Here is a 24834-nt window from a genome sequence, read left to right on the forward strand (position 1 = left end):
TCACCAGTTCCCGCCGGCTTTCACGATTGCATCCAGCAAAACCTGCTTGCTGGCAGTGCGGCGTGTTCCCATATTGCGTGGAAGTTCAGGGCCGCCGAGCGCTGCGCGGCGCCGGCCGAGCGCTTCGCCAAAAGCAGTCAATGACGTGGCAGATGGTTCTACCGCGCGGTCAATTGTCTGGCTGCTTGCTGCGTCATCCTTCGGGATGATCGTCGTCGAGGATTTCGCAGCCATGATCGCCTCCCGTTTCCTGCCTGATGCGTCGCTCCAGATAATCCTTGTCCAATGACTCGGCAAGGTCGCGAAGAATTCGGGCCTGGACCAGCATTTCATTGGCCGTGCCGGAATGATATTGGGCAACACGGTCTGCGATCAGATCTTCCAGCGGGATCACGGCGAGCGCGTGCCCTGCATCGACCGTGAACAGGCGGATGCGGTCTCGATCAGCATGGCCATCCATCAAGCTGTCGGCGACGATTTCAAAGCCGAATGCCAACTGGTGATGCACCCAGCCTCGTGTCAGCATTCCTGGCCCTGACGGCCTGATGAAGCCGCGTGAAATGAGGGCCGTCTCGACGATATCCTGTCGGACGGTGACGAGATCGAAGTCACCCGTGACGATCGCGCTGCCGGAATAAAGCTCCGCCGCCGCACCGCCAACCAGAACCGGGCGGGGGAAACCCGCATGGACGACGGCTTCGCTCACCTCGGCAAGGATTGACAGGGCGGCATCAAATTGTGGCCGCCACAGGGTCATGCCTTGGCCCTGCGGGGGCGACCCCTCACCCCGCTCGCCTTCGGCGAGTCGCTCTCTCCCGCAGAGGGGAGAGGGGAGGTTAGCAACGGCGCCAGATATTTGCCGGTCCAGCTGCCCTCGCACGCTGCCACTTGTTCCGGGGTGCCGGTGACGTTGATCTGGCCGCCCTTGTCGCCGCCGTCGGGGCCGAGGTCGATGATCCAGTCGGCGGTCTTGATGACGTCCAGGTTGTGTTCGATCACCACGACGCTGTTGCCCTGTTCGACCAATGTGTGCAGCACTTCGAGCAGTTTGCGCACATCTTCGAAGTGAAGCCCGGTGGTGGGTTCATCGAGGATGTAGAGCGTGTTGCCGGTGGCGCGGCGGCTTAGTTCCTTGGCGAGCTTGACGCGCTGGGCTTCGCCGCCGGACAGGGTTGTCGCCTGCTGGCCGATCTTGACATAGCCGAGGCCGACTTCGAGCAGCATGGCGAGGCGCTCGCGGATCGGCGGCACGGCCTTGAAATACTCCACCCCGTCCTCGATCGTCATGTCGAGCACGTCGGCGATGCTCTTGCCCTTGAACTTCACTTCCAGCGTTTCGCGGTTGTAGCGGGCGCCGTGGCAGACGTCGCAGGTGACATAGACGTCGGGCAGGAAGTGCATCTCAATCTTGATGACGCCGTCGCCCTGGCAGGCTTCACAGCGGCCGCCCTTCACGTTGAAGCTGAAGCGGCCGGGCTTGTAACCGCGCGCCAGGCTTTCGGGCAGGCCGGCGAACCAGTCGCGGATATTGGTGAAGCAGCCGGTGTAGGTGGCGGGGTTGGAACGCGGCGTGCGGCCGATCGGCGATTGATCGATGTCGATCACCTTGTCGAGATGTTGCAGCCCATCGATGCCATCGTGTGGGGCGGCGAGCACGCGGGCGCCGTTCAGCTCGCGGGCGGCGGCGTTGTAGAGCGTGTCGATGGTGAAGGTGGATTTGCCGCTGCCCGAAACACCGGTGATGCAGGTGAAAGTGGCGAGCGGGATGCTGGCGGTCACGCCCGCCAGATTGTTGCCGCGGGCGTTCTTCACGGTCAGCTTTTTGCCGCTGCCCTTGCGGCGCTTGGCCGGCACCGGGATGGCGCGGCGGCCCGAGAGATAATCACCGGTGATGCTGCCGGGTGTGTTGAGGATATCGGCAAGGCTGCCGGCGGCGACCACGCTGCCGCCGTGCACACCGGCGCCGGGGCCCATATCGACGATATAATCGGCCAGGCGGATGGCATCCTCGTCATGTTCGACGACCAGCACGGTGTTGCCGAGATCGCGCAGCCGCTTCAGCGTGGTGAGCAGGCGATCATTGTCGCGCTGGTGCAGGCCGATCGAGGGTTCATCGAGCACATAAAGCACGCCGGACAGGCCGGAGCCGATCTGGCTGGCGAGGCGGATGCGCTGCGATTCGCCGCCGGACAGCGTGCCGGATTTGCGATCGAGATTGAGATAATCCAGGCCGACATTGTCGAGAAAGCCCAGCCGCTCGGTGATCTCCTTGAGGATGCGATCCCCGATGGCCCGTTGCTTCGGCGTGAGGTGATCGGCGACACTGAGCGCCCAGCGCAGCGCCTGGCCGACCGGGCGGCGCACGGCCTGGGCGATGGTTTCGCCAGCGATCTTCACCGACAGCGCTTCGGGGCGCAGGCGATCGCCGTGGCAGACTTCGCAAGGGGACGGGGATTGGTAGCGTTCCAGCTCCTCGCGCATCCAGGCGCTTTCGGTATTGAGGCGCTTTTCGAGATTCTTGATGACGCCTTCGAAGCTCTTGACCACTTCATAGGCCTTGCGACCGTCTTCGAAGCGCAGCGGTATGGCGCGGCTGCCGGTGCCGTGCAGCACGGCATGACGGGCTTCGGGCGTAAGGTCGCTCCACTTGTTCTTCAGGGTGAAGCCATAGGCGCGGCCGACGCTGGCCAGCACCTGCAGATAATAAGGCGAGGGCGGATTGGATTTGGCCCAGGGGGCAACAGCGCCCTTTTCCAGGGTGAGCGCGTGGTTGGGGACGATCAGATCGGGATCGAAATGCTGCTTTTCGCCCAGGCCATCGCACGCCGGGCAGGCGCCTTGCGGGGCGTTGAAGGAGAAGAGCCGCGGTTCGATTTCAGAGATGGTGAAGCCGGAAACCGGGCAGGCGAATTTTTCGGAGAAGAGGATGCGTTCGGGTTTGGCGCTGTCATTCGGCGCTGGCGACCCCTCTCCCGGGCCGGCTTCGCCGTCTCTCGACCTCTCCCCGGGGGGGAGAGGTGAGTCGGCAAGCTCAACAATCGCCAGTCCTTCGGCGAGTTTCAGCGCGGTTTCGAAGCTTTCGGCGAGGCGCGATTCGAGGCCCTCCTTCACGGCCAGCCGATCGACCACCACATCGATGTCGTGCTTGTATTTCTTGTCGAGCGCGGGCGCTTCCTCGATGGCATAAAATTCGCCGTCAATCTTGACGCGCGTGAAGCCGTCCTTTTGCAGTTGCGCCAATTCCTTGCGATATTCGCCCTTGCGGCTGCGCACGATGGGGGCGAGCAGGTAGAGCCGGGTCGATTCGGGCAGCGCCATGACGCGATCGACCATCTGGCTGACGGTTTGCGCCGTGATCGGCAGGCCGGTGGCCGGCGAATAGGGCACACCGACCCGCGCCCACAGCAGGCGCATGTAATCGTAGATTTCCGTCACGGTGGCGACCGTGGAGCGCGGGTTCTTGGATGTCGTCTTCTGCTCGATGCTGATCGCCGGGGAGAGGCCCTCGATATGATCGACATCGGGCTTCGACATCATCTCAAGGAACTGGCGCGCATAGGCCGACAGCGATTCGACATAGCGGCGCTGGCCTTCGGCATAGATGGTATCAAAGGCGAGCGAGGATTTGCCGGAGCCGGACAGGCCGGTGATCACGGTCAGCGCGTTCTTGGGCAGATCGACGTCCACCCCTTTCAGATTATGCTCCCGCGCGCCGCGCACCTGGATCTGGTTCAGCATCCGCCATTTGTTCCATATTTGTTCAGTATGCGCAACGCTTTTGCACGGCCGGGGTTAGGCCGCAACACCGGCAACGGCAAGCGCAGGTGTGTCGCGGGCCGCCGCAATGAAACGGGCCGCCCGTGCGATTGCAAGGGCGGCCCAGTGCCTGTTGTTGGACGTTCCACGCTATCAGAGACTGATAGTCGACAAGATTTCCAATGGTTTATCGCCCCGAAAGCTGCCGACTGCGCGCTTCCAGCCAGGTGCCGGCCATCAGGGCGAGCATGACCGGGTATGACCAGAACACCAAGCCCACCGCATAGGCCCAGGCGTAATCGCCCTGCTCGGCCATGCTGGCGACATGCACGAGCGTCCCGACGAACTGGAACGCCGCGGCATACATCGGCCAGAAGCGGTCGCTGGTCAGAGCCAGCACGATCAGACCGGCGAGCAGAATGAAATCCACCACCAGCACGCCGGTTTCGGTGTGCGCGTAATTATGCTGCACCAGCCGTGATGCAAGCGTGGCGGCCACGAACGCTGCGGCTGCTACTTTCTCATCGAAGCCACCAAATCTGAAGGCCAGATAGCAGGCTGCGGCCAAAGCAAGGATGCCGATGATTGGGAACATTTATTCCTCCCCGACGCGAGCGCGGCCGGACGAAGTGCCATCGCAACATCGCCGGCCGCTCAGGCACCTGTGATCAAGATCAGGCGGCGACCGTCAGGTGGCGGCGCGCAGGGGCTTCCTCGGTCAGATGACCTTCTTCGGGCGGGCAGGTGCCGTTGAAGTTGACCGCGCCCAGGCCGACCTTGGTCTGCGCATCGCGCAGCGCGGCATGGGTGGCAATGATCCGGCCGCGGGCTTCGATCAGCTGCTGGCAGGTTTGCATGGCGCCCATCAGGGCGTCCTGGCCGATGCTGGCGGCCAGATGGGCTTCCTGCCGGGCCATCGGCATGATCGCGGTGAGCTGGGCCACGGCAGCGACGGCGGCATCGATGGCGGCTTCAGCCGCAAACAGTTGCTCGGCGATCTTGTTGGCGGCGAGGCGACGTTCTTTCAGCATGGCACAATCCTTCGGTTGCCGGCGCGCCGATGCGGCCGGGAGGTGGGGTCGTCCTTCCGGACGACGACCGTCCGGAAGTGCTAAAGCAGCGTCTTGAGAGCGGCGAGGGCAGCGAGAATGCCGCCGAACGTCATCGCAGACGCAAATGCGATGAACAGGATCCAGCCGAGCCGGTGTCCGATCGCCAAATCGTTTCGCGATCCCCAGGGACGTGTGTTCAGGAAAGGCCGGGCATCAATGCCAGGGTCGGGGGCTGCAATGCCCGGCCAATCCGTTGCAAGCGTCGACCCAAGGGTCACATTGCCTGTCAGTGCGGAAGGCTGGGCGAGGGTGCCGCCGACCGGACCAACATCCGGACTGGTTAAGGGCGAGTGTTGCGCCCCTTCGAGGGATCCTGGTTCTAGCTGATTGGGGTCGCTGGAACGTTGGAGCGCTGCACCTGCCCTCGTCGAGGCCGGTGAGCCAAATGTGACCGTTGCCACATTTTCCTCAAGCTCCGGCGCCTGATATATCAATGATTGATAGTCATTCCCCATTGATTCTGTTGGAGAAATGCCTTCGGCCGCAATAAGGGCGCGTGCCGCATCGATCCGGCTGATCACATCCAGTTTGCGGATGGCCTGGCGCAGACGCATGTCGACAGCGTGGTGGGACACACCAAGCTGCCGGGCAATATCCTTGGATGTCATGTGCTGATAGACGAGTCGCAGGCATTCCCGCTCGCCCTCGGTCAACAGCTTCACACGCGGGTTGCGCGGGCTTTCGGGATGGGACCGTGTTGTCACAATAGGACAGGCGACGTTTGCCGCACCAAAGTCAAGCGCAGGCGCACCGCCGACACCGGATTTTTCCAGCAAAGACCCACTATACATAGCCGCGACCCCTGCGACCCAAAACGACCCAATGCCTTCTATCTCCTGTTTCGATGCTGTATACAAGTCTTAACCTTGGTGTTCAGCATGGGGCAAATGCCTTGGTGGCCCGTTTGCCGCCCTTCGGGTGGCGGTTCATGCAGGCCCAATGTCAATTCCCAAAGGCGTCCAATCGCCTGAAATACGTGCTGCATTGAAGAATTGGCGGGCTTTGCCGCGGGGCACCGGCCTGCCACATTGTTGCAGTAGCAGGCACCAGGCGCGACCATAACGCGCGGATACGAAGGGCACATCCATGGGCTGGGAACAGGAAATCGCCGAACTTCGCCAGCGCCAGCATGCCGCGCATGCCATGGGCGGCGCGGACAAGCTGGTGCGGCAGCGCGCCCATGGCAAGTTGAATGCCCGCGAGCGATTGGCGGCGCTGTTGGATGACGGCAGCTTCCAGGAAATCGGCGAACTGTCTGGATTTGCACAATATGATGCCGCCGGCACAATGCTGTCCTTCCAGCCGGCCAATTTCCTGTTTGGCCTTGCCAGCATCGCCGGCCGCCCGGTGGTGGCTACTGCCGATGATTTCACGGTGCGCGGCGGCGCTGCCGATGCCAGCCTGCACCGCAAGCTGATCGATGCTGAGCGGCTGGCGCAGGAATATCGCCTGCCGTTGATCCGCATGATCGAAGGCACCGGCGGCGGCGGCAGCGTGCGCACCCTTGAAAAGGCCGGCTATACCTACATCCCCGAAATCCCCGGTTGGGAGGTGATGACAGCCAATTTGTCGCAGGTGCCGGTGGTGGCGATGGGGCTGGGCCCGGTGGCCGGGCTCGGCGCTGGGCGCATGGTGATGGCGCATTATTCGCTGTTGGTGGAGGGGACGGCCCAGATGTTCGTCGCCGGCCCGCCGGTGGTGGCCGCCGCCGGCGAACATCGCACCAAGGAAGAATTGGGCGGCGCCGGCATTCACGCTGGCAATGGCGCCGTGGATGACCGGGTCGGCAGCGAGGCCGAGGCCTTCTTGCGCACGCGCTGGTTCCTTTCCTACCTGCCGTCATCGGTGGACGAACTGCCGGCGCGCACGCCGTGCCATGATCCCGTTACCCGCGCCGATGACTGGTTGATCGGCGCGGTGCCACGCGATCCACGCCGGCTCTATCCGGTGCGGCCGATCGTCGAATCGGTGGTGGACGCCGGCAGCTGGTTCGAAATCGGCCGCGAATGGGGCACCGGCGTCGTTACTGGCCTGGCGCGGTTGGATGGCTGGCCGGTGGCGATCATCGCGTCCAACCCGGAATGTTTGGGCGGGCTGTGGACGGCGGCCACGGCGCGCAAGGTGGAGCGGATGGTCGATCTGGCCGACACCTTCCATCTGCCGATCATCCACATGGTTGATAACCCCGGCTTTCTGATCGGCCGACGGGCGGAGGAGGAGGCGACAATCCGTTGGGGTTCGAGGGCCTTGGCGGCGATCTATCAAGCTTCGGTGCCCTGGTGCTGCGTGGTGATGCGCAAGGCCTATGGCATGGCGGGCAGCGGCCACGCGCCGGCGGACCGGTTTCGCTGGCGCATGGCCTGGCCCTCGGGTGATTGGGGCAGCTTGCCGATCGCCGGCGGGCTGGAGGCGGCCTATCGCGCCGAACTGGAAGCGGCCGATGATCCGGCGGCGCGCCTGGCCGAGATCAAGGCCGGGCTGGAACAGGTGCGATCACCGTTCCGCACGGCCGAACATTTCGGCGTGGAGGCGATCATCGATCCGCGCGAGACGCGGGCCGAACTGTGCCGCTTTGCCGGGATGGCGCAGCGGATGTTGAAGCCGGGGGCGAAGGCGCGGGGGTTGCGGCCCTGACAGGATCGGCCGGCGGCATAGCCGCCGAGTCCGATTGGTGTGGAGACAAAGAAGAAGAAAGAGCGCGGCAAAGCCGCGCCGTCGAAGCTGTTCGCCTGGCCTGAGGGCCAGACGCCAGCCCGGCCGGGCACTGCGCCGAGTCCGTGATTATCGCCTTGCGATAATCACGGCCGGCTTGGCCTTACTGCGGCGGTGCCATGCCCATGGCGCGCATGCGCTTCATGCCCTCGGCCAGTTCGGGGCGGGTGACAAAGCCGTCCTTGTCGGCATCGATCAGGTTGAAGCCCATTTCGCGGCGGCCGGCGGCCAGCCATTCATCCTTGCTCCACTTGCCGTCCTTGTTGGCATCGGCGGCCATCAGGCGTTGACCGGCGGCCGATTGGGCCGGTGCAGCCGCAGGTGGAGCGGGCGGTTCCTGCGCCAGAACGGGGGTGGCAAGCAGGGCAGCAAGGGCGAGCAGGCGCATTTCGATCTCCAGCAGCAAAGCTTCAGCTTACCAACGTCGCCGGCAGGGGCAATCCCTCGCCCGAATCACTCCCGGCGCAAGTTCGCCACCCGGTCACGCGTCACCGGATAATCCAGACCTTCGGGGATGGTCAGCCATTGTTCGCCATCCACTGTCTCGAACGCCGGCTGCACATAGGGGGCGGGCAGGACGGCGACGGCATCGAACAGCGAAGCCATTGTCTGATATTGCGCCAGCCGGTGCATGTTGCACCAGGTCGGGAACACCATGGCGGCGCGCCCGGCATCATAATCGGCCAAGGCTTGCGCCGCGGTTGTCCAGCGCAGCGCCTTGGCCTCGAAACCATCGGGCGCGATGGCGGCACTGGCCGAGCGGCCGGCATCGGCCAGATAGAATCGCGTGTCGAAGCGGCGGACGATGGCCGCGGCCGATGGTGGCTCCCAGCGGGCGAACGGGATGAAACGTGCCGCATCGACTTTGTGGCCCATGGTGCCGAGCATGAAGGCAAAAGTCGCGGCCTCGGCGGCATCCGGCCCGCTGGCCAGGCCCTGGCGGGCGTCGGCCAGTGCCTGTGGATCGGGCAACGGTCCTTCGGTCAACAGCACGCCGGTTTCCTCCAGCGCTTCGCGGGCGCAGGTGACGCGGGCAGCGGCATCCAGGTCGTCGAGGCCATCGAAGCCGCTCGCCAGATCGGGATTGCGGGCAATGGCGATATCGGTTGCATCCACGCGTCCGCCCGGAAACACCAGTGCGCCGCCGGCAAAGGCCAGATTCTCGCCGCGCTGCACCAGCAGGAATTCCGGCACGCCGTCGGGGCCAGCACGCGCGAGGATCACGGTGGCGGCCTGGATGGAAATGGGCTTCGGACTGTCTGACATATCACGCGATGATAGGCCGTGATCTCATGAATAACACCCCCCGTGATGGCCCGGAGAGGCGAAATCGGCGTTAGCGGGCGGCGAAGGCGGGGCATAGCCCCCCGGCGAGCCGACCGATGACGTTGATTTCGCCTCTCCGGGCCACCGATGGCGGGTTTTTCAGCCCCGATGAAGCGCTCGCTGCGCTTGGGCGGTGGCGCTGCCACCGCCACTGCGCTTGCTCACTCGCCTCGGGGCTGAAAAACCCGTCACGGGGGGTGTTATTCATGAGATCACGGCCCAGGCCGCGTCTTGCATGGATGCACCCCTGTGCTATCGGGCAGGGCATCAAATTTTGCCGGGCAGGGCAGGCGAAACCAAGGAGCCAAATGGCATGAGCGTGCGTCCGTGGCGCGACATCATTCGTCGCAAGAGCCGGCAGATCATGGTGGGCAAGGTGCCGGTGGGCGGCGATGCGCCGATCGCGGTGCAAACCATGACCAACACACCCACCGAAGATGCCGCCGCCACGATCGACCAGATCCGCGCCTGTGAAGAGGTGGGTGCTGACATCATCCGGGTGAGCTGCCCGACCAAGGAAGCCACCGCCGCCTTCGGCAAGATCACCCGCGCCGCGCGCGTGCCGATCGTTGCCGACATCCATTTCCATTACAAGCGCGCGCTGGAAGCGGCGGACGCGGGCGCTGCCTGCCTGCGCATCAACCCCGGTAACATCGGCAGCCGCAGCCGCATCCGCGAAGTGGTGAATGCCGCCAAGGCCAATGGCTGCGCCATCCGCATCGGCGTGAACGCCGGCTCCTTGGAAAAGCATCTGCTGGAAAAATATGGCGAGCCTTGCCCGGAAGCGCTGGTGGAAAGCGCGCTCGAACATATGAAATATCTGCAGGACGAGGATTTCCACGAGTTCAAGATCAGTGTGAAGGCCAGCGACGTGTTCCTGGCGGTGGCGGCCTACAATGGCCTGGCCGAAGTCTGTGATTATCCGCTGCATCTGGGCATCACCGAAGCCGGCGGCTTGATCGGCGGCACGGTGAAATCCTCCATAGGCCTTGGCATGCTGCTGTGGGCCGGGGTGGGCGATACCATCCGCGTCTCGCTGTCGGCCGATCCGGTCGAGGAAGTGAAGGTCGGCTATCATATCCTGAAGTCGCTTGGCATCCGCGCCCGCGGCGTGCGGGTGGTGTCGTGCCCGTCGTGCGCCCGCCAGGGTTTCGATGTGGTGCGCACCGTGGAAGCGCTGGAAACGCGGCTGGCGCACATCACCACGCCGCTGTCGCTGTCGGTGCTGGGCTGCGTGGTCAACGGGCCGGGCGAAGCGCGCGAAACCGATATCGGCCTGACCGGCGGCGGCAATGGCCGCCACGCGGTGTTCCTGAACGGCATCAGCGACCATGTGATCGACAGCGAACAGATGCTGGAACATATCGTCAAGCTGGTCGAAGCCAAGGCCGCCGAGATCGACGCGTTCAACGCGGCCGCCGCGGCTGCGGCCGCGTAATCGGCCATGCATGGCGGCCCGCCTCGCCCGCGCCGGGTGGAAGAACCCGTGCGCCAGCAGGCCGTGGCCTATGGCTTTGCTGTGGCCACCTGGTGCTTCGGTATCGGCGCGGCGGTGGTGTTGATCGAGGCAATCAATCTGGGCTTTGATGCCGATCGCCTGACCTGGATCGCGCTGCTGGCCGGGCCGGCGGCGCTGGCCTGGGTGCTGAAGCGTCTGTGGCTGCCCGACCGGGTCGATCGCGGCGTGCGATATTGGCTGTTTGCCGCGCCATCGGTGGGCCTGGCGTTTTTCAGCGTCATGTGGATGTTCCGCGCCATGGGGCGGCTGTTGTGACGCGCATTCTGGCTGCGATGTTGTGGCTTGGGGTTGGCCTCGCCAAAATGGCGGCGTTGGCCTTGCTGATCGAAGGGCAGGGGCCGGGCGCCCTGGCGAGCTTGCTGTTGGCATTTGGGCTTGCGGCGCTGGCTCTGCGCATCCGGTTTGCGGCGCGCTGACGCATTTCTGGAACAGGCCATTGTCGCGGGAGTTTCTGATGAAAAAGATCAACATCAAGTTTGCGTTGGGCGTTTTTGCGGGCGTTGTGCTGTTCGCTATCGGCAGCAATTATTTCGGGCTCTGACCGGGTGGTCTTGCCAGCCGGCTGAACGCTCGCCATGGCAGGCGCCATGATCATTCGACCTGCAACACCGGCCGACGTGCCGCAAATCCTGCAATTCGCGCACGATCTTGCCGCCTATGAACGCGAGCCAGACGCGGTTTGCGCCACCGCGGCCGATCTTCACGCCGGACTGTTTGGGCCGGACCCGCTGGTCGAGGCGCTGATTGCCGAGCATGAAGGCGACATCGTCGGCTCGGCGATTTTTTACCGGACCTTTTCGACCTGGACCGGCAAGCCGGGTTTTTGGCTCGACGATCTTTATGTCCGCCCCGAATCGCGCGGTCTGGGCGCCGGCAAGGCGTTGCTGGTCAGCATCGCCGCGCTGGCGGAAGCGCGCGGCTATGCCCGGTTCGAATGGTGGGTGCTCGATTGGAACGAGCCGGCCATCGGTTTCTACAAGAAGCTGGGCGCCAAACCGATGGATGAGTGGACGGTGATGCGCGTCGAGGGCGCGGCGATCAAGGCGTTGTCGGCGGGGTAGCATATGACCAGTCTCGAAACGGATTATCTCCTCATCGGGGCCGGCGCGATGGGGCTGGCCTTTGCCGACACGTTGCTGACCGAACTGCCACAGGCGACGATCACCATCGTTGATCGCCATGGCAAGCCGGGCGGCCACTGGAACGATGCCTATCCGTTCGTATCGCTGCACCAGCCCTCGTCCTTTTATGGCGTCGCGTCTTTGCCGCTGGGCGCGGGGCATATCGATACCCATGGCATCAACGCCGGCTTTCACGAACTTGCCTCTGGCCCGGAAGTCTGCGGTTATTTTGATACCGTGATGCGCCGCCAATTGCTGCCGACCGGGCGGGTCCGCTATTTCCCGATGAGTGATTATCGCGGGGAGGGGCGCATCATTTCCCTGATTTCGGGGCAGGAAACGCAGGTCAACATTGCCCGCAAGACCATCGATTCAACCTATCTGGCGACCAGCGTGCCATCGACCCACCGGCGCAAGTTTGCCGTGGCCGATGGGGTGCGGATCGTGCCGCCCAATGATCTGCCCAATCTGTGGCAGGTCCCCGCCGCCATGCCGCGGCATTTCACCGTGCTGGGCGCCGGCAAGACGGCGATGGATACATTGATCTGGCTGCTGGGCGCCGGTGCCACGCCCGCCATGATCAGCTGGGTGGCGCCGCGCGCCTCCTGGTATTTCAACCGCCGGTCGGTGCAACCGGGGCTCCAGTTTTTTGAAGACAGCATCGGTGGCCAGTTGGGCATGATGCAGGCGCTGGCCACCGCGACCGACGCCCGCGACCTGTTCCTGCGATTGGAAGCCTGTGGCTTCATGCTGCGCATCGATTCCGACGTGATGCCGACGATGTTTCATTATGCCATTGCTTCGGAAGCCGAAATTGCCATTCTGCGCGGCATTTCCGATATCGTCCGCATGGGCCGCGTGCTGGCGCTGGAACCCGATGCCATGGTGCTGGAACAGGGCACGCGCGCCACTGCGCCCGGCACCTTGTTCATTGATTGCACTGCATCGGCGGTTGAACGGCGGCCGCCGGTGCCGGTGTTTCAACCGGGCCTGATCGTGCCGCAGATGATCCGCGTGCCGCAGCCGGCGTTCAGTGCCGCGATGATCGCCTGGGTGGAAGCGCATATCGACGGCGAAGCGGCGCAGAACGCGCTGACCATGGCGGTACCCTTGCCCGACAGCATCGAGGATTATCCGCGCGCCAGCCTGGTCAATCTGTTCAATCAGGGGTTGTGGGGCCAGAACAAGGCGCTGTCGGCGTGGATCCACGATTGCCGGCTGGATGGCTTTGGCAAGACCATAAGCGCTGTGCGCCCGGAGGAAACGGCCCGGATCGCGCTCCTGCAACAATTCCGGCCAACCGCCATGGCGGCGATGGCCAATCTGCAGAAATTGATCGCCTGACCCCGCCGCACGGGCAGAATGCGGACCGCAAGCCCATCGGCCAGCGGTCGCATCATTCCGCGCCGTGGATCAGCGTGGCGCGCCCGGGTGTTGCTTGTGCTCGATGGCCAGCTTGCCGGCCTTTTCGGCTTCATAGCGTTCGATCGATTCCAGGATCAGCCGCTCGGCCGTGGCCTTGCCTTCAAAGCCCTGGCACTTGACCCACTTGCCGGGTTCCAGATCCTTGTAGTGGGTGAAGAAATGCTCGATCTGATCCAGCACGATCTTGGGCAGATCGGTATATTCGACGACATCGTCGTAATAGGGGTGAACCTTGGTGACGCTGACACAGATCAGCTTGGCATCGCCGCCGCCATCATCTTCCATCATCAGCACGCCAACCGGGCGCACACGCGCGATCGATCCGGGGATGAACGGGGTGCGCGCCACGATCAGCGCATCGATGGGATCGCCATCTTCGGCCAGCGTGTGCGGGATGAAGCCATAATTGCACGGGTAACGCATTGGCGTGTGCAGGATGCGATCGACGAACAAAGCGCCAGACGCCTTGTCCATTTCATACTTCACCGGCTCACCACCCATCGGGCATTCGATCACCACATTGACATCGTGCGGCGGGGCAACCCCGATCGGAATGGCATCGATACGCATGGGTGATCTTCTCCTGTTTTGCTTTGGAGGCGGGTTAGGGGCAAGCGGCGGATTCGTCCATGCCCGAATTGCCACGCCATCCCGTTCGGGGTGGCGTTATTTGCGGGCCGTCAGCAAGCGTTCCAGCCCGGTGGGATTGGCGGCGTCCGCCGGGGTCATGCGCTCCAGCTTCGGATAGCGCAGGCCGCCGGTCCACGCGAGGGTCATCGTCTGCACCCGGTCAGACGTCTTTACGGTCAACCGGATCGGCTGCTTGCTGTCCTTGGCGGCCGTGATCGCGGCCTTCAGCTCATCATCGCTGTATGGCTGCTCGTTCACCGCCAGCAGCATATCGCCCACCGCCAGCCCGGCATCGAAGGCCGGCGTCGCCCAGGTCACCTGCTCCACGCGGCCGGCCGTGCCGATCACCATACCGCCCGAAAACGCCAGGTTCAGCGTGCGGCGGGTGGAATCGGTGAAGGCGGCGCTCGGCTTGTCGGTATAGACCAGCTTCCAGCCCGCCAGTTCAAAACCCTGCAATGGCGCGCCGCCGGCCTTTTCGGTCAGGCGCCGCGCCAGCAGCCCGGCCCAGTCATAGGGCTGCACCGCATTCAGCGCCGCGACCAGGCTGGCCATGTCATAGGGCTTCACCCCCCAATCGCCATCGCCGGTGCCAAAGAAGCTGCGCGCGAAATCATCCATGCTGCGCTTGCCGGCGCTTTCCCGGCGGATGATGGCGTCGGCCTCCAGCCAGATCAGCATGCCTTCGGCATAATAATCCTCGCTGCGCTGCCAGCTCAGCCAGCCCTTGGGCGCGCGCGGCGTGATCACCGGATCGTTGGTGGTATCATCCAGGCTGCGCCAGCCGCGCGCCGGGCGATTGTCCAGCGTGGCGGCGATGGTGGCGAGTTGATCGATGGTTTCTTCTTGCGTCACCAGGCCAGATCGCGCCTGCAGCACATAGCCCCAGAATTGCGTCTGGCCTTCATACACCCACAGCATCGAATTGCGCATCGGCGTGCGGAAATCCGGCGTCACCAGATCGGCGCCGCGGCGGTGCTTGCCGTTCCAGCTGTGCGTGAATTCGTGCGGCAACAGATTGCGCCGGCCGGGGCCTTTCGCCCAGTCGGTGAAATAGCCGGTATCGACACCGTTTTCGGAAGAACGATGATGTTCCAGCCCGATGCCGCCCATGCGCTCGGTCAGCGACACCAGCAGATCATAATGATCGAACTGGCGGGTGCCGAACAATTTCACCGCCTGGGTGACAAGATTACGGTGCTTGTCGATCTGATCGGGCGTCGCCTTCAGAAAGCGGGCATCATCGGCGACCACGTTCATCGTGACATTCTGGCCGAGATCCCATTTGGCAAAATGGCGCCCGGCGAAGAACGGGCTGTCCACCATCGCTTCATAATCGATGGTGGCATAGGTGATGCGGTTGCCGGCACGGCTGGCCTCCCGCATGGCGCTGGCCGCCGTCCAGCCCGCCGGCCAGGTGACCGACAGGTTGACCGGAATCTGCCGCGTGAACCAGCCGGCCGGATACAGCGACACGCTGTTGGGTTGCAGGTTCATCATGTCCTGCGTCACCACGATGCGCCCCTGCGGACCATCGGTGGCGGACAGGAAATCGAACTTTACCTCCAGCACGCGGACGCCGTCGGGCACATTCACCCAGAAGGCGTACATGTCGAGCGGGTCACGCTTCCAGGTGAGCAGCTTGCCGCCGGCGCTGATTTCCAGCCCGGCGACCTTCTCGATCTCGCCGCGCGGACCATGCTTGCCGGGCAGCCATTTCGGGAACAGCAGCGCCATGCGCTTGCCGGCCATGCCCGCTGGCACTGGAATGGTCTCGGTCACCTTGAACACGCCGCGCAGCGTATCGGTCGCATCGACATGCAGGGTGAGCGCGCCAGGGAACGGCCGGTCACGCGCGGCCGGCACCTCGTCCACGATCGGCAGCGGTTGCGGCATCGAGCGCTGGGCGAGCGCCGGGGCGGCGATGAGGGCGGTGAGAAGGAGGAGGGTGCGCATATGTATTGGTTAGCGAAGCGCGTGACCGTGGGGAAGGGGGTGTTGCCCCCACACGCGCCACCCCTCCGTCTCGCTGCGCTCGCCACCTCCCCTTGAAGGGGAGGATCAAAAGCTCCTCCCCTTCAAGGGGAGGTGGCGCCCGAAGGGCGACGGAGGGGTGGCGAGCGCAGCTCCCCAGCACTTGCGGCCCACCCGTTGCACCCCGCGCTTTGCTCGCCTATTCCCCACCACCATGAGCAAGGCCCCCCAGAAACCCCGCGGCACGCAAGACATGATCGGCGAGGCCGCCGCCCGCTTCGATCATGTCATCGCCACCTTCAACCGTGTGCGGCAGCTCTATGGCTTTGGCCGCGTGGAAGTACCGGTGTTCGAAAGCACCGCCGTATTCGCGCGCTCGCTCGGCGAGACGACCGATGTTGTTTCCAAGGAAATGTATGAATTTCAGGACCGTGGCGGCGACAGCATGTGCCTGCGGCCGGAATTCACTGCCGGCATCGCGCGTGCCTATATCGAGAATGGCTGGCAGCAGTTTGCGCCGTTGAAGCTGGCGACGTGGGGGCCCTTGTTTCGTTATGAACGCCCGCAAAAGGGCCGGTTCCGCCAGTTTCACCAACTGGATGCCGAAATATTGGGCGCAGCCGAACCTTCAGCAGATGTGGAAGTGATCGTGCTTGGCCAACTTTTGTTGAAGGAGTTGGGTATTGCTTCCGATGTTCGCCTAACGTTGAATACCATGGGCGACCCCGAAACACGCCAGGCATGGAGCGCGGCTGTTGCCGCATATTTTGCAGCTCATCGGGGCGAATTGAGTGAGGACAGCCTGCGCCGGCTGGCAATTAACCCTCTACGTATTCTGGACAGCAAGGATGTTCGGGACCAAGCCATTGCAACGGATGCACCGCAGATCGACAATTATTTTACTCATGAAGCCGGGGCATTTTTTGAAAGTTTGATGAAGGGATTACAGGCTAAAGGTATCGAATCATACCGTAACTCCCGGCTCGTTCGAGGATTAGACTATTACCGGCATAGCGTGTTCGAGTTTGTCACTGACAATCTCGGTACGCAGGGCACCGTGTTGGGCGGCGGCCGCTATGATGGCCTTATCACTCACATGGGCGGCCCAGCGACTCCTGCGGTAGGTTGGGCGGCAGGGATTGAACGGCTTGCAATGCTGGTTAGCGGGGCGCAAAAGAACTTGCGCTCCGTGGCGATGGTGCTTGAGACAGAGCAATTAGAACTAATTGAATTGTTTGACAGTTTCGTCAATCTAATTCGAAGTCGCGGTATGCCAGTATTCGTATACAATACTGGAAATCAAAAAAAACGCTTTGAGAAGGCAATGCGATCAGAAGCCGACTACGTTATGTCCATGTCTTTGGATAACGGTTCCAACCATATGCAGCTTTATTTAAAGCGGAACATAAAGGATCAATACAGATCCATTGGTGCCATTTATGCTGCACTTGCCCCAATATTAAACAAAAGATTTGGAATCGAAAAAACTACTTTTCGCGAGGTCACATCGAAGGGTGGCCGCATTTCTTTACCCATCGGCAAATGATCCTGCCCATCGAGCGCATCGCCCAGATCGAGCGCCGCCATGCCCAGGTGGCGAACGACATGGGCAATCCGGCGCTGCCGCCTGACCAGTTCGTGGCATTGTCCAAGGATTATGCCGAGCTGACGCCGCTGGTCGAGGCGGCGGCCGGCTGGCGGGCGCTGTTGGCCGAAGCCGAAAGCCTGCGCGCCATTCCGGCCGGCGATGAAATGCACGAAATCGCCCAGGAAGAACTGGCCGCGATCGCCGCGCGCCTGCCGGCGGCGGAACGCGCGCTGGCGTTGCAATTGCTGCCGCGCGATGCCGCCGATGATCGGTCTGCGGTATTGGAAATCCGCGCCGGCACCGGCGGCGACGAGGCTGCGCTGTTTGCCGGCGACCTTGCGCGCATGTATGAACGTTACGCTGCAAACCACGGCTGGCGCTGGGAAATCCTGTCTGCCAACATCTCCGACATCGGCGGTTTCAAGGAAATCATCGCCAGCGTGTCCGGCGCCGGGGTGTTCGCGCGGTTGAAGTTCGAAAGCGGGGTGCACCGGGTGCAGCGCGTGCCGGCCACCGAAGCCGGCGGGCGCATCCACACCAGCGCCGCCACCGTCGCCGTGCTGCCCGAAGCCGGCGATGTGGATATCGCCATCGACGACAAGGATTTGCGCATCGACGTGTATCGCGCGTCGGGTTCGGGCGGCCAGCATGTCAACGTCACCGACAGTGCGGTGCGCATCACCCATATCCCCAGCGGCGTGGTGGTGGCGGTGCAGGACGAACGCAGCCAGCACAAGAACAAGGCCAAGGCGATGAAATTGCTGCGCACCCGCCTGTTCGATGCCGAACGCGAGCGCCTGGCGAGCACGCGCTCGGCGGACCGCAAGGCGATGGTCGGTTCGGGCGACCGATCCGAACGCATCCGCACCTATAATTTCCCGCAAGGCCGGGTGACCGACCACCGCATCAACCTGACCCTGCACCGCCTCCCCGAAATCCTGGAAGGCGCACTGGATGATGTGGTCGGCGCGCTGATCGCCGAGGATGAAGCCGCGCGGTTGGCGAGCCTGGGGTGAAGGTTTGACCCGCATCATCGACCTGCTCATCTCCGCTGTCCCCCGCATTGGTGGGGACACGGCGCGGCTGGATGCCGAAGTGCTGCTCGCCCACGCGACCGGCACCACCCGCGGCGAATTGCTGCTCAACCAGCAACGCAGCATCGACCCACAAGATTTTGAAACCATGGTCAATCGCCGTGCCGCTGGTGAGCCCGTTGCGCACATCACCGGCGCCCGTGAATTCTGGTCGCTCGACCTGATCGTCACGCCGGATGTGCTGATTCCGCGCCCGGACAGCGAGACGCTGATTGAGGTGGCGCTGCGCCTGTGCAAATCCCCGCCGCAGCGCATCCTCGATCTCGGCACCGGCTCCGGCGCGCTATTGCTGGCCGCGCTCAGCGAATGGCCGGCCGCCACCGGCCTGGGCATCGACGCCAGCCCGGCGGCGCTGGCCGTGGCGCAGGCCAATGCGCTGCGCACCGGGCTGGGCGCGCGCGCCGTGTTCCAGCGTGGCAATTGGGGCGCGGGGCTGACCGAACGCTTCGATCTGATCCTGTGCAACCCACCCTATATCGGCACCGGCGAAGCGCTGTCCGAAGACGTGCGCCGATACGAACCTGCAGCCGCGCTGTTTGCCGGCGCCGATGGCCTGGATGCGTATCGCCGCATCCTGCCTGGGCTGCCCGGCCTGCTGGTCGATGGCGGCTTGGCGGTGCTGGAAATCGGCCATGAACAGGGCCCGGCGCTGTTGGCGATGGCCGTAGCAACCGGAATGTCGGCCACGCTGCACCACGATCTTGCCGGCCGCGATCGCTGTGTTGCGCTGCGGGTCAAGCAATAGACGGATCGTCCGCGCGCCGCACCGCAGCCATGAAGGCGCGCAACTTGTCGTCGTCCAGGCCCCCGTCCGTGCGGATGCCGGAGCACAGATCGACGCCGAACGGCCGCACCTGCGCGATGGCCTCGCCGACATTGTCCGCCGTCAGGCCGCCGGCCAGAAACACCGGCACCGGGCTGGCGCGCACGAACGCCGCGCTGATCGCCCAATCATGGGTGCGGCCGGTGCCGCCAAGCTCTGCAACCGACGGCCGGCCGGAATCGAGCAGGAAGGCGTGCACATGCGGCGCATAGGCCGGGATCAGATCGAGCGCATCCGGCCCTTCGACATGGATGACCTGCACGCGGCGCAGCGCCGGCAGCATTTGCGCAAGGCGGGCGGACTGCGCCGGTTCGATGTGGGACACGATCTGCACCGTCGTCACCCCCGTGGCCTGCACATGGGCCGCGATTGTCTCGGCGCTGGTTTCGCTGGTCAGCAGAAAGCTCGCCACCGGCGGCGGCACCGTGGCTGCGATGGTGGCAATCGCCTCATCGGGAATCGGGCCCGGCCCGGATGGCATGCGCGCCACCAGGCCCAGCGCATCGGCGCCGGCGGCAATGGCCATCGCGGCTTCGGCGGGTGAGGCGATGCAGCAGATCTTGACCCGCGTTCTCATTGGCCCGCGCGCTCGGCGGCCTTCACCTGTTGCCAGAGCCTTTCTTGCGCATCGAGGCTGAGCGACGGGAATTCCGGCCCGGCGAGCGCTTCCATCGCCTTGAATCGCCGCTCGAATTTGGCACTGCCAGCGCGCAGGGCGGCTTCGGGATCGATGCCGTGGCGCCGCGCCAGATTGGCCGCCACAAACAGCACGTCGCCAAATTCCTCGGCGCGATGGGCATCATCGGTGGCGGTATCGAATTCCGCGAGTTCCTCGTCCAGCTTGGCCCGCACCCCGGCAATATCGGGCCATTCAAAGCCGACGCGCGCCGCGCGGGCCTGCAATTTTTCGGCGCGCATCAGGGCGGGCAGGGCGGTCGCCACCCCATCGAGCGCGGACACGGGCCGATCCGGCTTGCCCGCAGCCGCGCGTTCGGCGGCTTTGATGCGTTCCCACTCATCCTTCTGCGCATCGGCATCGGCGGCGCGGGTGGCATCGCCGAAGATATGCGGGTGGCGGCGCTCCATCTTCTCGCACAGGCCGGTTACCACATCGGCCAGCGCGAAATGCCCGGCCTCCTCGGCGAGGCGGCTATGGAAGACGACCTGGAAGAGCAGATCGCCCAGTTCCTTCTTCAATTCGGCCATGTCGCGCTGCGCGATGGCTTCGGCGACTTCATAGGCTTCCTCGATCGTGTAGGGCGCGATCGTGTCGAAATCCTGCGCCAGATCCCAGGGGCAACCGGATTCGGGGTCACGCAAACGCGCCATGATGGCGGCCAGGCGATCGAGGGCAAGGGCAGGGCTGGTCATGCGGTGCATCCTGCCGCAGCGCCGGGCGGCTTTCAATCGCGCAGCCGCTTCGCTATGGCCGTCGCGGCAGGAGGATGGTGATGTTCACGCTCTATGGTGACCTGATGTCGGGCAATTGCCTGAAGGTGAAATGGGTCGCCGATCATCTGGGCCTGCCCTACCGTTGGGTAGATGTGAATGTGGTCACCGGAGAGGCCAAGGCCCCGGAATTTCTTGCGAAATTCCCGATGGGGCAGGTGCCCGCCGTGGCGTTTGACGATGGCCGGCACCTGGCGCAATCCAATGCGCTGATGCTGTATCTGGCCGACGGCAGCGCGCTGATCCCGGCCGATCCCTTCGCCCGCGCACAGATGCTGCAATGGCTGTTCTGGGAACAATATAGCCATGAACCGGCTATCGCCGTGCGGCGGTTTCAGAAACATTATCTTGGCAAGGCGGAAAGCGAAATCGATCCGGCGCTCGACCTCCGCGGCCGTGCGGCGCTGGACCAGATGCAGCGCCACCTGGCCGAGCAGCACTGGTTTGTCGGCGATGGCCTGACCTGCGCCGACATTGGCCTGGTCGCCTATACCCGCGTTGCCCATGAAGGCGGTTTCGATCTTGCCGAATGGCCGAGGGTAGCAGCCTGGGTCGGGCGGGTAGAGCGCGCGCTGGGGATTTAGCGCCTACAGCCCATCCATAAAGGCCGACAGCGCCGCGTTGGTGGCTTCGGGCGCTTCCTGTTGCACCCAATGGCCGACGCCTTCAATCAGGGTGGTGCCGCGGAAATCATCACAACCGGCACCGGCCGTGGCGAACAAATCCATGCCCGGCGCGAAAAAGCGCACCGGATCGCGGCTGCCGGCGATGAAGGCCGCCGGCTGAGTGATGCGCTGGCCCCGCAGCGGCACGGCCTCTTCGAAATCAAGATCTTGCGCGCGATAGCGGTTGAGCGGCCCGCGCCAGCCACCGGCAGCAAAGGCCGCGCGGTAAATGGCCAGATCGGCCTCCGGCAGCCAGGCGGGCGTGGGGTCGGGCAGGGCGACTCCTTCCAGCAAGGTCGCCTCCGGCCCTTTGCGGCCAAAGCCCGGATAAGTCGCATCGCCGGAGAGCGCATGGTAGATTTTCAGCAAGGCATCGGGATCAGCTGCCAATTCGGCTTCGGCCACGCCTTCGGCCTGAAAATAGAACTGATAGAAGAATTTGCCGGCGTGCATGACGCGCATGACATCGAGGAAGCGCGTTTCACCCCAGGGTGTGAACGGCACGCTGAGCCCGGCGACGGCCGCGACCTTTTCGGGATGGCGCAGCGCCGTGTTCCAGACGATCGGTGCACCCCAATCATGGCCAAACAAGATGGCGCGGCCGCCCAGCGCAGCGATGACCGCGGCAACATCGGATGCCAGCGCCGACAATGTGTAATCCGATATCGCGTGCGGCTTGGCGCTGCCGCCATAGCCGCGCACATCCATGGCGGCGATGCGGCGGCCACGCGCGGCGAAATGCGCGAGCTGGTGGCGCCAGCTGTGCGAAAGTTCCGGCCAGCCGTGAACGCACAGGATCGGCAATTGGTCATCATTGTCCGGCCCGGCGACCACGACGTGGAGAGCGATCTCGCCATTGTTGACCATGATGGAGCGCATTGGAAACCTCCGCACGAATGCGATCAATTGGTGAACCATCGTGGGGCAGGTTGGCAAGCTACCGCTGCAACAAACAATATCGATAATATATATTATGTATAATTATATGCATCGAAAACGCCCCCTCTTGGCGAAACCCCGCTGCCGGCCTAACCACGAAAGATGGACGCCGGCCAATCATCGCCATTGCCGCAAGCCGCCGATCTGTTCGGCGATATCGAACGCACCGCATCGGCCGGTTGGCGTGAGTATGTACCTGGGCTGCTGGTGGCACTGCTCGCGACGCTGGCGGCCGCGAGCCTGGCGGATCGTTATGGCGCGCCGCTCACCTTGCTGGCGCTGCTGGTCGGGCTCGCCATGAATTTCCTGTCGGCCGATGCGCGCCTGACGCCGGGCCTGGCGCTGGCCAGTCGCGAATTGCTGCGCTGGGCCATCGTGCTGGTCGGGATGCGCATCACCATCGCGCAGATTGCGACACTGGGGCCGCTGTCGTTGCTCGCAGTGGTCGGAATCGTCGGCATCACCATCGGCGCCGCGGTGCTGACGGCGCGCACGCTGAAGCTGGGCGCGGCGTTTGGCACCTTGTCGGGCGGTGCCGTTGCCATCTGTGGCGCCTCCGCGGCGATGGCGATTTCCGCCACCCTGTCGGAACGCCGCGTGCGTCAGGCTGAACTCACGCTGGTGCTGGTCGGCACCTCGGCGATGAGCAGCGCGGCGCTGGTGGTCTATCCGGCGATTTGCGAATTGCTGGGCCTGTCCGATCTGCAGGCAGGTTTCGTATTGGGCGCCTCGATTCACGATGTGGCACAGACGCTTGGCGCCGGTTATGCCTTTTCGCCGGCGGCTGGGGAAACCGCCACCATTGTCAAGCTGGCGCGCGTGGCGCTGCTGGCACCGGTGCTGGCGCTGGTGGCGTTGGCGTTTCCGGCGCCGCTGAAGATCAGCGGCGGCAAGCGGGTGGCGCCGTTGCTGCCATGGTTCGTGGTCGGGTTTTTCCTGGTCGCCGGCATCAATTCCACCGGGATCATCCCGGCGCAAGTCTCTGGTTTTGCCGCAGATGTGTCCAGCTGGATGCTGGCGATATCGGTTGCCGCCACCGCCATCAGATCACCGCTGGCCGAGATCCTGCGCACTGGGCCAAAGCCGTTGATCGTTGGCGGCATTGCCAGCCTGACCAGCCTGGCCGCGGCGCTCGGCTTTGCCATATTGGCGCTATAGGTCGATCACCTGGCCATCAAAGGCCGGGGCGACACCGCCCGGCAGTTCGGTCAGCAGGGTTTCATAATCCATCGACTGGTCCATGTGGGTGAGCAGTGCCCTGCCCGGCTGCCAGCGGCTGATCCAACCCAATGTCTGTTCGAGATGGCTGTGTGTCGGGTGCGGTTCACGGCGCAAGGCATCGACCACCCACAGATCAAGCCCGGTCAATGCCGCATAGGCGCGTGCATCAAAGCCTTTCACATCAGTGGAATAGGCGAAGCTCTTGCCCTCGCAATCGAAGCGGATACCGGTGGATTCAATATCGCCATGCAGCTGCGGAAACGGCGTGATCTTCAGGTTGCCCAGGTGCAGCGGCGCATCGAACAGATGGGCCGCACAGGTTGCCGGATAGCCGGCAGCGCCTTCGAAGACATAATCAAACCGCCGGGTCAGCACGGCCAGCGTGGCGGCACTGGCGTGCACTTGCACAGGCGCATGCATGGCGTGGAAAATCTGCCGCAGATCATCGATGCCATGGGCGTGATCGGCATGATCATGGGTAATGATCACGGCATCCAGGTGCGCGGTGCGTGCGGCCAACAATTGCTCGCGGCAATCGGGGCCGCAATCGATCAGCACGCGTTGGCCCGCCGCTTCCACCAGCACCGAAACGCGGCGGCGGCGGTTTTTGGGGTTGGCGGGGTCGCACAGGCCCCAGTTGCCGGCGCCATCCGGCCCGCCCAGGCGCGGCACGCCCGACGAGGTGCCGCAGCCGAGGATGGTGATCTTCATGCGGCTTTCGTGAACAGCGCGTGGAAATTGGCGGTGGTGGTGGCGACCAGTTCCGCCTCGCTCACCCCGCGCAGGCCGCTGAGAAAGCGGGCGGTGTGGGCCACGAACGCCGGCTCGCAGGTTTTGCCGCGCATCGGCACCGGGGCGAGATAGGGCGAATCCGTTTCCACCAGCAGCCGGTCGGCCGGGATGGTCTTGGCGGTTTCGGCCAGATCGCGGGCGTTCTTGAAGGTGACGATGCCCGACAGCGAGATGTAGAAGCCCAGCGCCAGCGCCGCATCGGCAAAGGCTTGGGATGCAGTGAAGCAGTGGATGACCCCGGTAAGGGTCCCTTCTCCCGGTTCCTGCAGCAAGGCCAAAGTGTCGGCTTCGGCATCGCGAGTGTGAACGATCAGCGGCAGGCCCGTGGCGCGCGCCGCGATGATGTGGCTGCGGAAACTGGCTTTTTGGCGATCGCGGTCGGATTTGTCGTAGTAATAATCGAGGCCGGTTTCGCCGATGCCGATCACGCGCGGGTGCGCGGCGGCAGCGATTAACGTGGCGGCGTCGGTTTCGGGATGCGTGTCGGCTTCGTGCGGATGGATGCCCACTGTAGCCCACACGCCGGGGTGCGTATCGGCCAGCGCAATCACGCCGTCCCACTCATTCTGCCGGCAGCTGATCGCCAGAAAGCCGCCAACGCCGGCCGCGCGGGCGCGTGCCAGCACGCCGGGCAGATCGTCACCCAGGCTGGCGTAATTGAGGTGGCAATGGCTGTCGACAAGCATGG

General features: G+C 64.1%; 26 protein-coding genes. 11 read left to right on the forward strand and 15 right to left on the reverse strand.

Going from position 1 to position 24834, the window contains the following annotated elements:
* The 6 genes from AC6UUM_RS09640 to AC6UUM_RS09665 form a co-directional block, all read right to left on the reverse strand.
* Positions 1–234: a hypothetical protein gene (locus tag AC6UUM_RS09640; RefSeq protein WP_500802065.1), complete on the reverse strand. Its 234-nt coding sequence runs from the start codon at positions 232–234 to the stop codon at positions 1–3.
* Positions 194–757 carry a hypothetical protein gene (locus AC6UUM_RS09645; RefSeq protein WP_500802066.1) on the reverse strand — a complete coding sequence of 188 codons (564 nt, stop codon included), beginning with the start codon at positions 755–757 and terminating at the stop codon, positions 194–196. Before AC6UUM_RS09645 ends, AC6UUM_RS09640 begins: the two co-directional genes overlap by 41 nt.
* The gene (gene uvrA, locus AC6UUM_RS09650; protein WP_500802067.1) at positions 754–3738 is read right to left on the reverse strand and encodes an excinuclease ABC subunit UvrA; all 2985 of its coding nucleotides are present in this window, start codon (positions 3736–3738) and stop codon (positions 754–756) included. Before uvrA ends, AC6UUM_RS09645 begins: the two co-directional genes overlap by 4 nt.
* Positions 3739–3943: 205 nt before the next feature.
* Positions 3944–4351, reverse strand: a complete 408-nt coding sequence (locus AC6UUM_RS09655; protein WP_500802068.1) for a hypothetical protein — start codon at positions 4349–4351, stop codon at positions 3944–3946.
* Positions 4352–4430: 79 nt separating this feature from the next.
* Positions 4431–4787: a hypothetical protein gene (locus AC6UUM_RS09660; RefSeq protein WP_500802069.1), complete on the reverse strand. Its 357-nt coding sequence runs from the start codon at positions 4785–4787 to the stop codon at positions 4431–4433.
* Positions 4788–4867: 80 nt separating this feature from the next.
* Positions 4868–5725: a helix-turn-helix domain-containing protein gene (locus AC6UUM_RS09665; RefSeq protein ID WP_500802070.1), complete on the reverse strand. Its 858-nt coding sequence runs from the start codon at positions 5723–5725 to the stop codon at positions 4868–4870.
* 229 nt (positions 5726–5954) lie between these two features.
* On the opposite strand from AC6UUM_RS09665, the gene AC6UUM_RS09670 reads away from it, so the two are divergent.
* A complete protein-coding gene (locus AC6UUM_RS09670) occupies positions 5955–7502 on the forward strand; it encodes an acyl-CoA carboxylase subunit beta (protein WP_500802071.1) in 1548 nt (515 codons plus the stop codon).
* A 181-nt stretch (positions 7503–7683) separates the two neighbouring features.
* Here the strand turns inward: AC6UUM_RS09670 and AC6UUM_RS09675 are convergent, their stop codons facing one another.
* Complete coding sequence (locus AC6UUM_RS09675; RefSeq protein WP_500802072.1) at positions 7684–7968, reverse strand: EF-hand domain-containing protein; 285 nt, start codon at positions 7966–7968, stop codon at positions 7684–7686.
* A gap of 65 nt (positions 7969–8033) precedes the next feature.
* The gene (locus tag AC6UUM_RS09680) at positions 8034–8804 is read right to left on the reverse strand and encodes an NUDIX hydrolase (RefSeq protein WP_500802073.1); all 771 of its coding nucleotides are present in this window, start codon (positions 8802–8804) and stop codon (positions 8034–8036) included.
* Between the two features lie 415 nt (positions 8805–9219).
* Between AC6UUM_RS09680 and ispG the strand changes: the two genes are divergently transcribed.
* The 5 genes from ispG (at position 9220) to AC6UUM_RS09705 (ending at position 12890) form a co-directional block, all read left to right on the forward strand.
* A complete protein-coding gene (ispG, locus tag AC6UUM_RS09685; RefSeq protein ID WP_500802074.1) occupies positions 9220–10344 on the forward strand; it encodes a flavodoxin-dependent (E)-4-hydroxy-3-methylbut-2-enyl-diphosphate synthase in 1125 nt (374 codons plus the stop codon).
* Between the two features lie 48 nt (positions 10345–10392).
* Positions 10393–10680: a hypothetical protein gene (locus tag AC6UUM_RS09690; RefSeq protein ID WP_500802075.1), complete on the forward strand. Its 288-nt coding sequence runs from the start codon at positions 10393–10395 to the stop codon at positions 10678–10680.
* Positions 10677–10841: a hypothetical protein gene (locus AC6UUM_RS09695; RefSeq protein ID WP_500802076.1), complete on the forward strand. Its 165-nt coding sequence runs from the start codon at positions 10677–10679 to the stop codon at positions 10839–10841. The genes AC6UUM_RS09690 and AC6UUM_RS09695 overlap by 4 nt, the downstream gene beginning before the upstream one ends.
* Positions 10842–11012: 171 nt before the next feature.
* Positions 11013–11486, forward strand: coding sequence for a GNAT family N-acetyltransferase (locus tag AC6UUM_RS09700; protein ID WP_500802077.1), 474 nt, complete (start codon positions 11013–11015; stop codon positions 11484–11486).
* A 3-nt stretch (positions 11487–11489) separates the two neighbouring features.
* Positions 11490–12890, forward strand: coding sequence for an NAD(P)-binding protein (locus tag AC6UUM_RS09705; protein WP_500802078.1), 1401 nt, complete (start codon positions 11490–11492; stop codon positions 12888–12890).
* Positions 12891–12959: 69 nt separating this feature from the next.
* On the opposite strand, the gene ppa is transcribed toward AC6UUM_RS09705, so the two are convergent.
* Positions 12960–13541 carry an inorganic diphosphatase gene (gene ppa, locus AC6UUM_RS09710; RefSeq protein ID WP_500802079.1) on the reverse strand — a complete coding sequence of 194 codons (582 nt, stop codon included), beginning with the start codon at positions 13539–13541 and terminating at the stop codon, positions 12960–12962.
* A gap of 96 nt (positions 13542–13637) precedes the next feature.
* Entirely contained in the window at positions 13638–15557 is a 1920-nt protein-coding gene (locus tag AC6UUM_RS09715; protein WP_500802080.1) for a M61 family metallopeptidase, read from the reverse strand.
* Positions 15558–15789: 232 nt separating this feature from the next.
* Here AC6UUM_RS09715 and hisS point away from each other — a divergent pair, with 232 nt between their 5' ends.
* The 3 genes from hisS to prmC are packed head-to-tail and all read left to right on the forward strand — an operon-like array spanning position 15790 to position 19002.
* Positions 15790–17121 carry a histidine--tRNA ligase gene (hisS, locus tag AC6UUM_RS09720; RefSeq protein WP_500802081.1) on the forward strand — a complete coding sequence of 444 codons (1332 nt, stop codon included), beginning with the start codon at positions 15790–15792 and terminating at the stop codon, positions 17119–17121.
* Positions 17118–18179, forward strand: coding sequence for a peptide chain release factor 1 (gene prfA / locus AC6UUM_RS09725; RefSeq protein ID WP_500802082.1), 1062 nt, complete (start codon positions 17118–17120; stop codon positions 18177–18179). The genes hisS and prfA overlap by 4 nt, the downstream gene beginning before the upstream one ends.
* Before the next feature lie 4 nt (positions 18180–18183).
* Positions 18184–19002: a peptide chain release factor N(5)-glutamine methyltransferase gene (gene prmC / locus AC6UUM_RS09730; RefSeq protein WP_500802083.1), complete on the forward strand. Its 819-nt coding sequence runs from the start codon at positions 18184–18186 to the stop codon at positions 19000–19002.
* Here the strand turns inward: prmC and AC6UUM_RS09735 are convergent.
* Entirely contained in the window at positions 18992–19657 is a 666-nt protein-coding gene (locus tag AC6UUM_RS09735; protein ID WP_500802084.1) for a phosphoribosylanthranilate isomerase, read from the reverse strand. The two genes, prmC and AC6UUM_RS09735, sit on opposite strands and share 11 nt — an antisense overlap.
* On the reverse strand, positions 19654–20451 hold the full coding sequence (gene mazG / locus AC6UUM_RS09740) for a nucleoside triphosphate pyrophosphohydrolase (protein ID WP_500802085.1): 798 nt from the start codon (positions 20449–20451) through the stop codon (positions 19654–19656). Before mazG ends, AC6UUM_RS09735 begins: the two co-directional genes overlap by 4 nt.
* Before the next feature lie 80 nt (positions 20452–20531).
* Between mazG and AC6UUM_RS09745 the strand changes: the two genes are divergently transcribed.
* On the forward strand, positions 20532–21113 hold the full coding sequence (locus tag AC6UUM_RS09745; protein WP_500802086.1) for a glutathione S-transferase family protein: 582 nt from the start codon (positions 20532–20534) through the stop codon (positions 21111–21113).
* Between the two features lie 3 nt (positions 21114–21116).
* Here the strand turns inward: AC6UUM_RS09745 and AC6UUM_RS09750 are convergent, their stop codons facing one another.
* Positions 21117–22073, reverse strand: a complete 957-nt coding sequence (locus AC6UUM_RS09750) for an alpha/beta fold hydrolase (protein WP_500802087.1) — start codon at positions 22071–22073, stop codon at positions 21117–21119.
* A 162-nt stretch (positions 22074–22235) separates the two neighbouring features.
* Between AC6UUM_RS09750 and AC6UUM_RS09755 the strand changes: the two genes are divergently transcribed.
* The gene (locus AC6UUM_RS09755; protein ID WP_500802088.1) at positions 22236–23291 is read left to right on the forward strand and encodes a YeiH family protein; all 1056 of its coding nucleotides are present in this window, start codon (positions 22236–22238) and stop codon (positions 23289–23291) included.
* Here AC6UUM_RS09755 and AC6UUM_RS09760 read toward each other — a convergent pair.
* Positions 23286–24065 (reverse strand): MBL fold metallo-hydrolase, encoded by a 780-nt coding sequence (locus AC6UUM_RS09760; RefSeq protein WP_500802089.1) that lies wholly within the window; start codon positions 24063–24065, stop codon positions 23286–23288. The two genes, AC6UUM_RS09755 and AC6UUM_RS09760, sit on opposite strands and share 6 nt — an antisense overlap.
* Positions 24062–24832 carry a TatD family hydrolase gene (locus tag AC6UUM_RS09765; RefSeq protein WP_500802090.1) on the reverse strand — a complete coding sequence of 257 codons (771 nt, stop codon included), beginning with the start codon at positions 24830–24832 and terminating at the stop codon, positions 24062–24064. The genes AC6UUM_RS09760 and AC6UUM_RS09765 overlap by 4 nt, the downstream gene beginning before the upstream one ends.
* Positions 24833–24834 lie beyond the last annotated feature (2 nt).

The organism is Sandarakinorhabdus sp. (assembly GCF_987265915.1).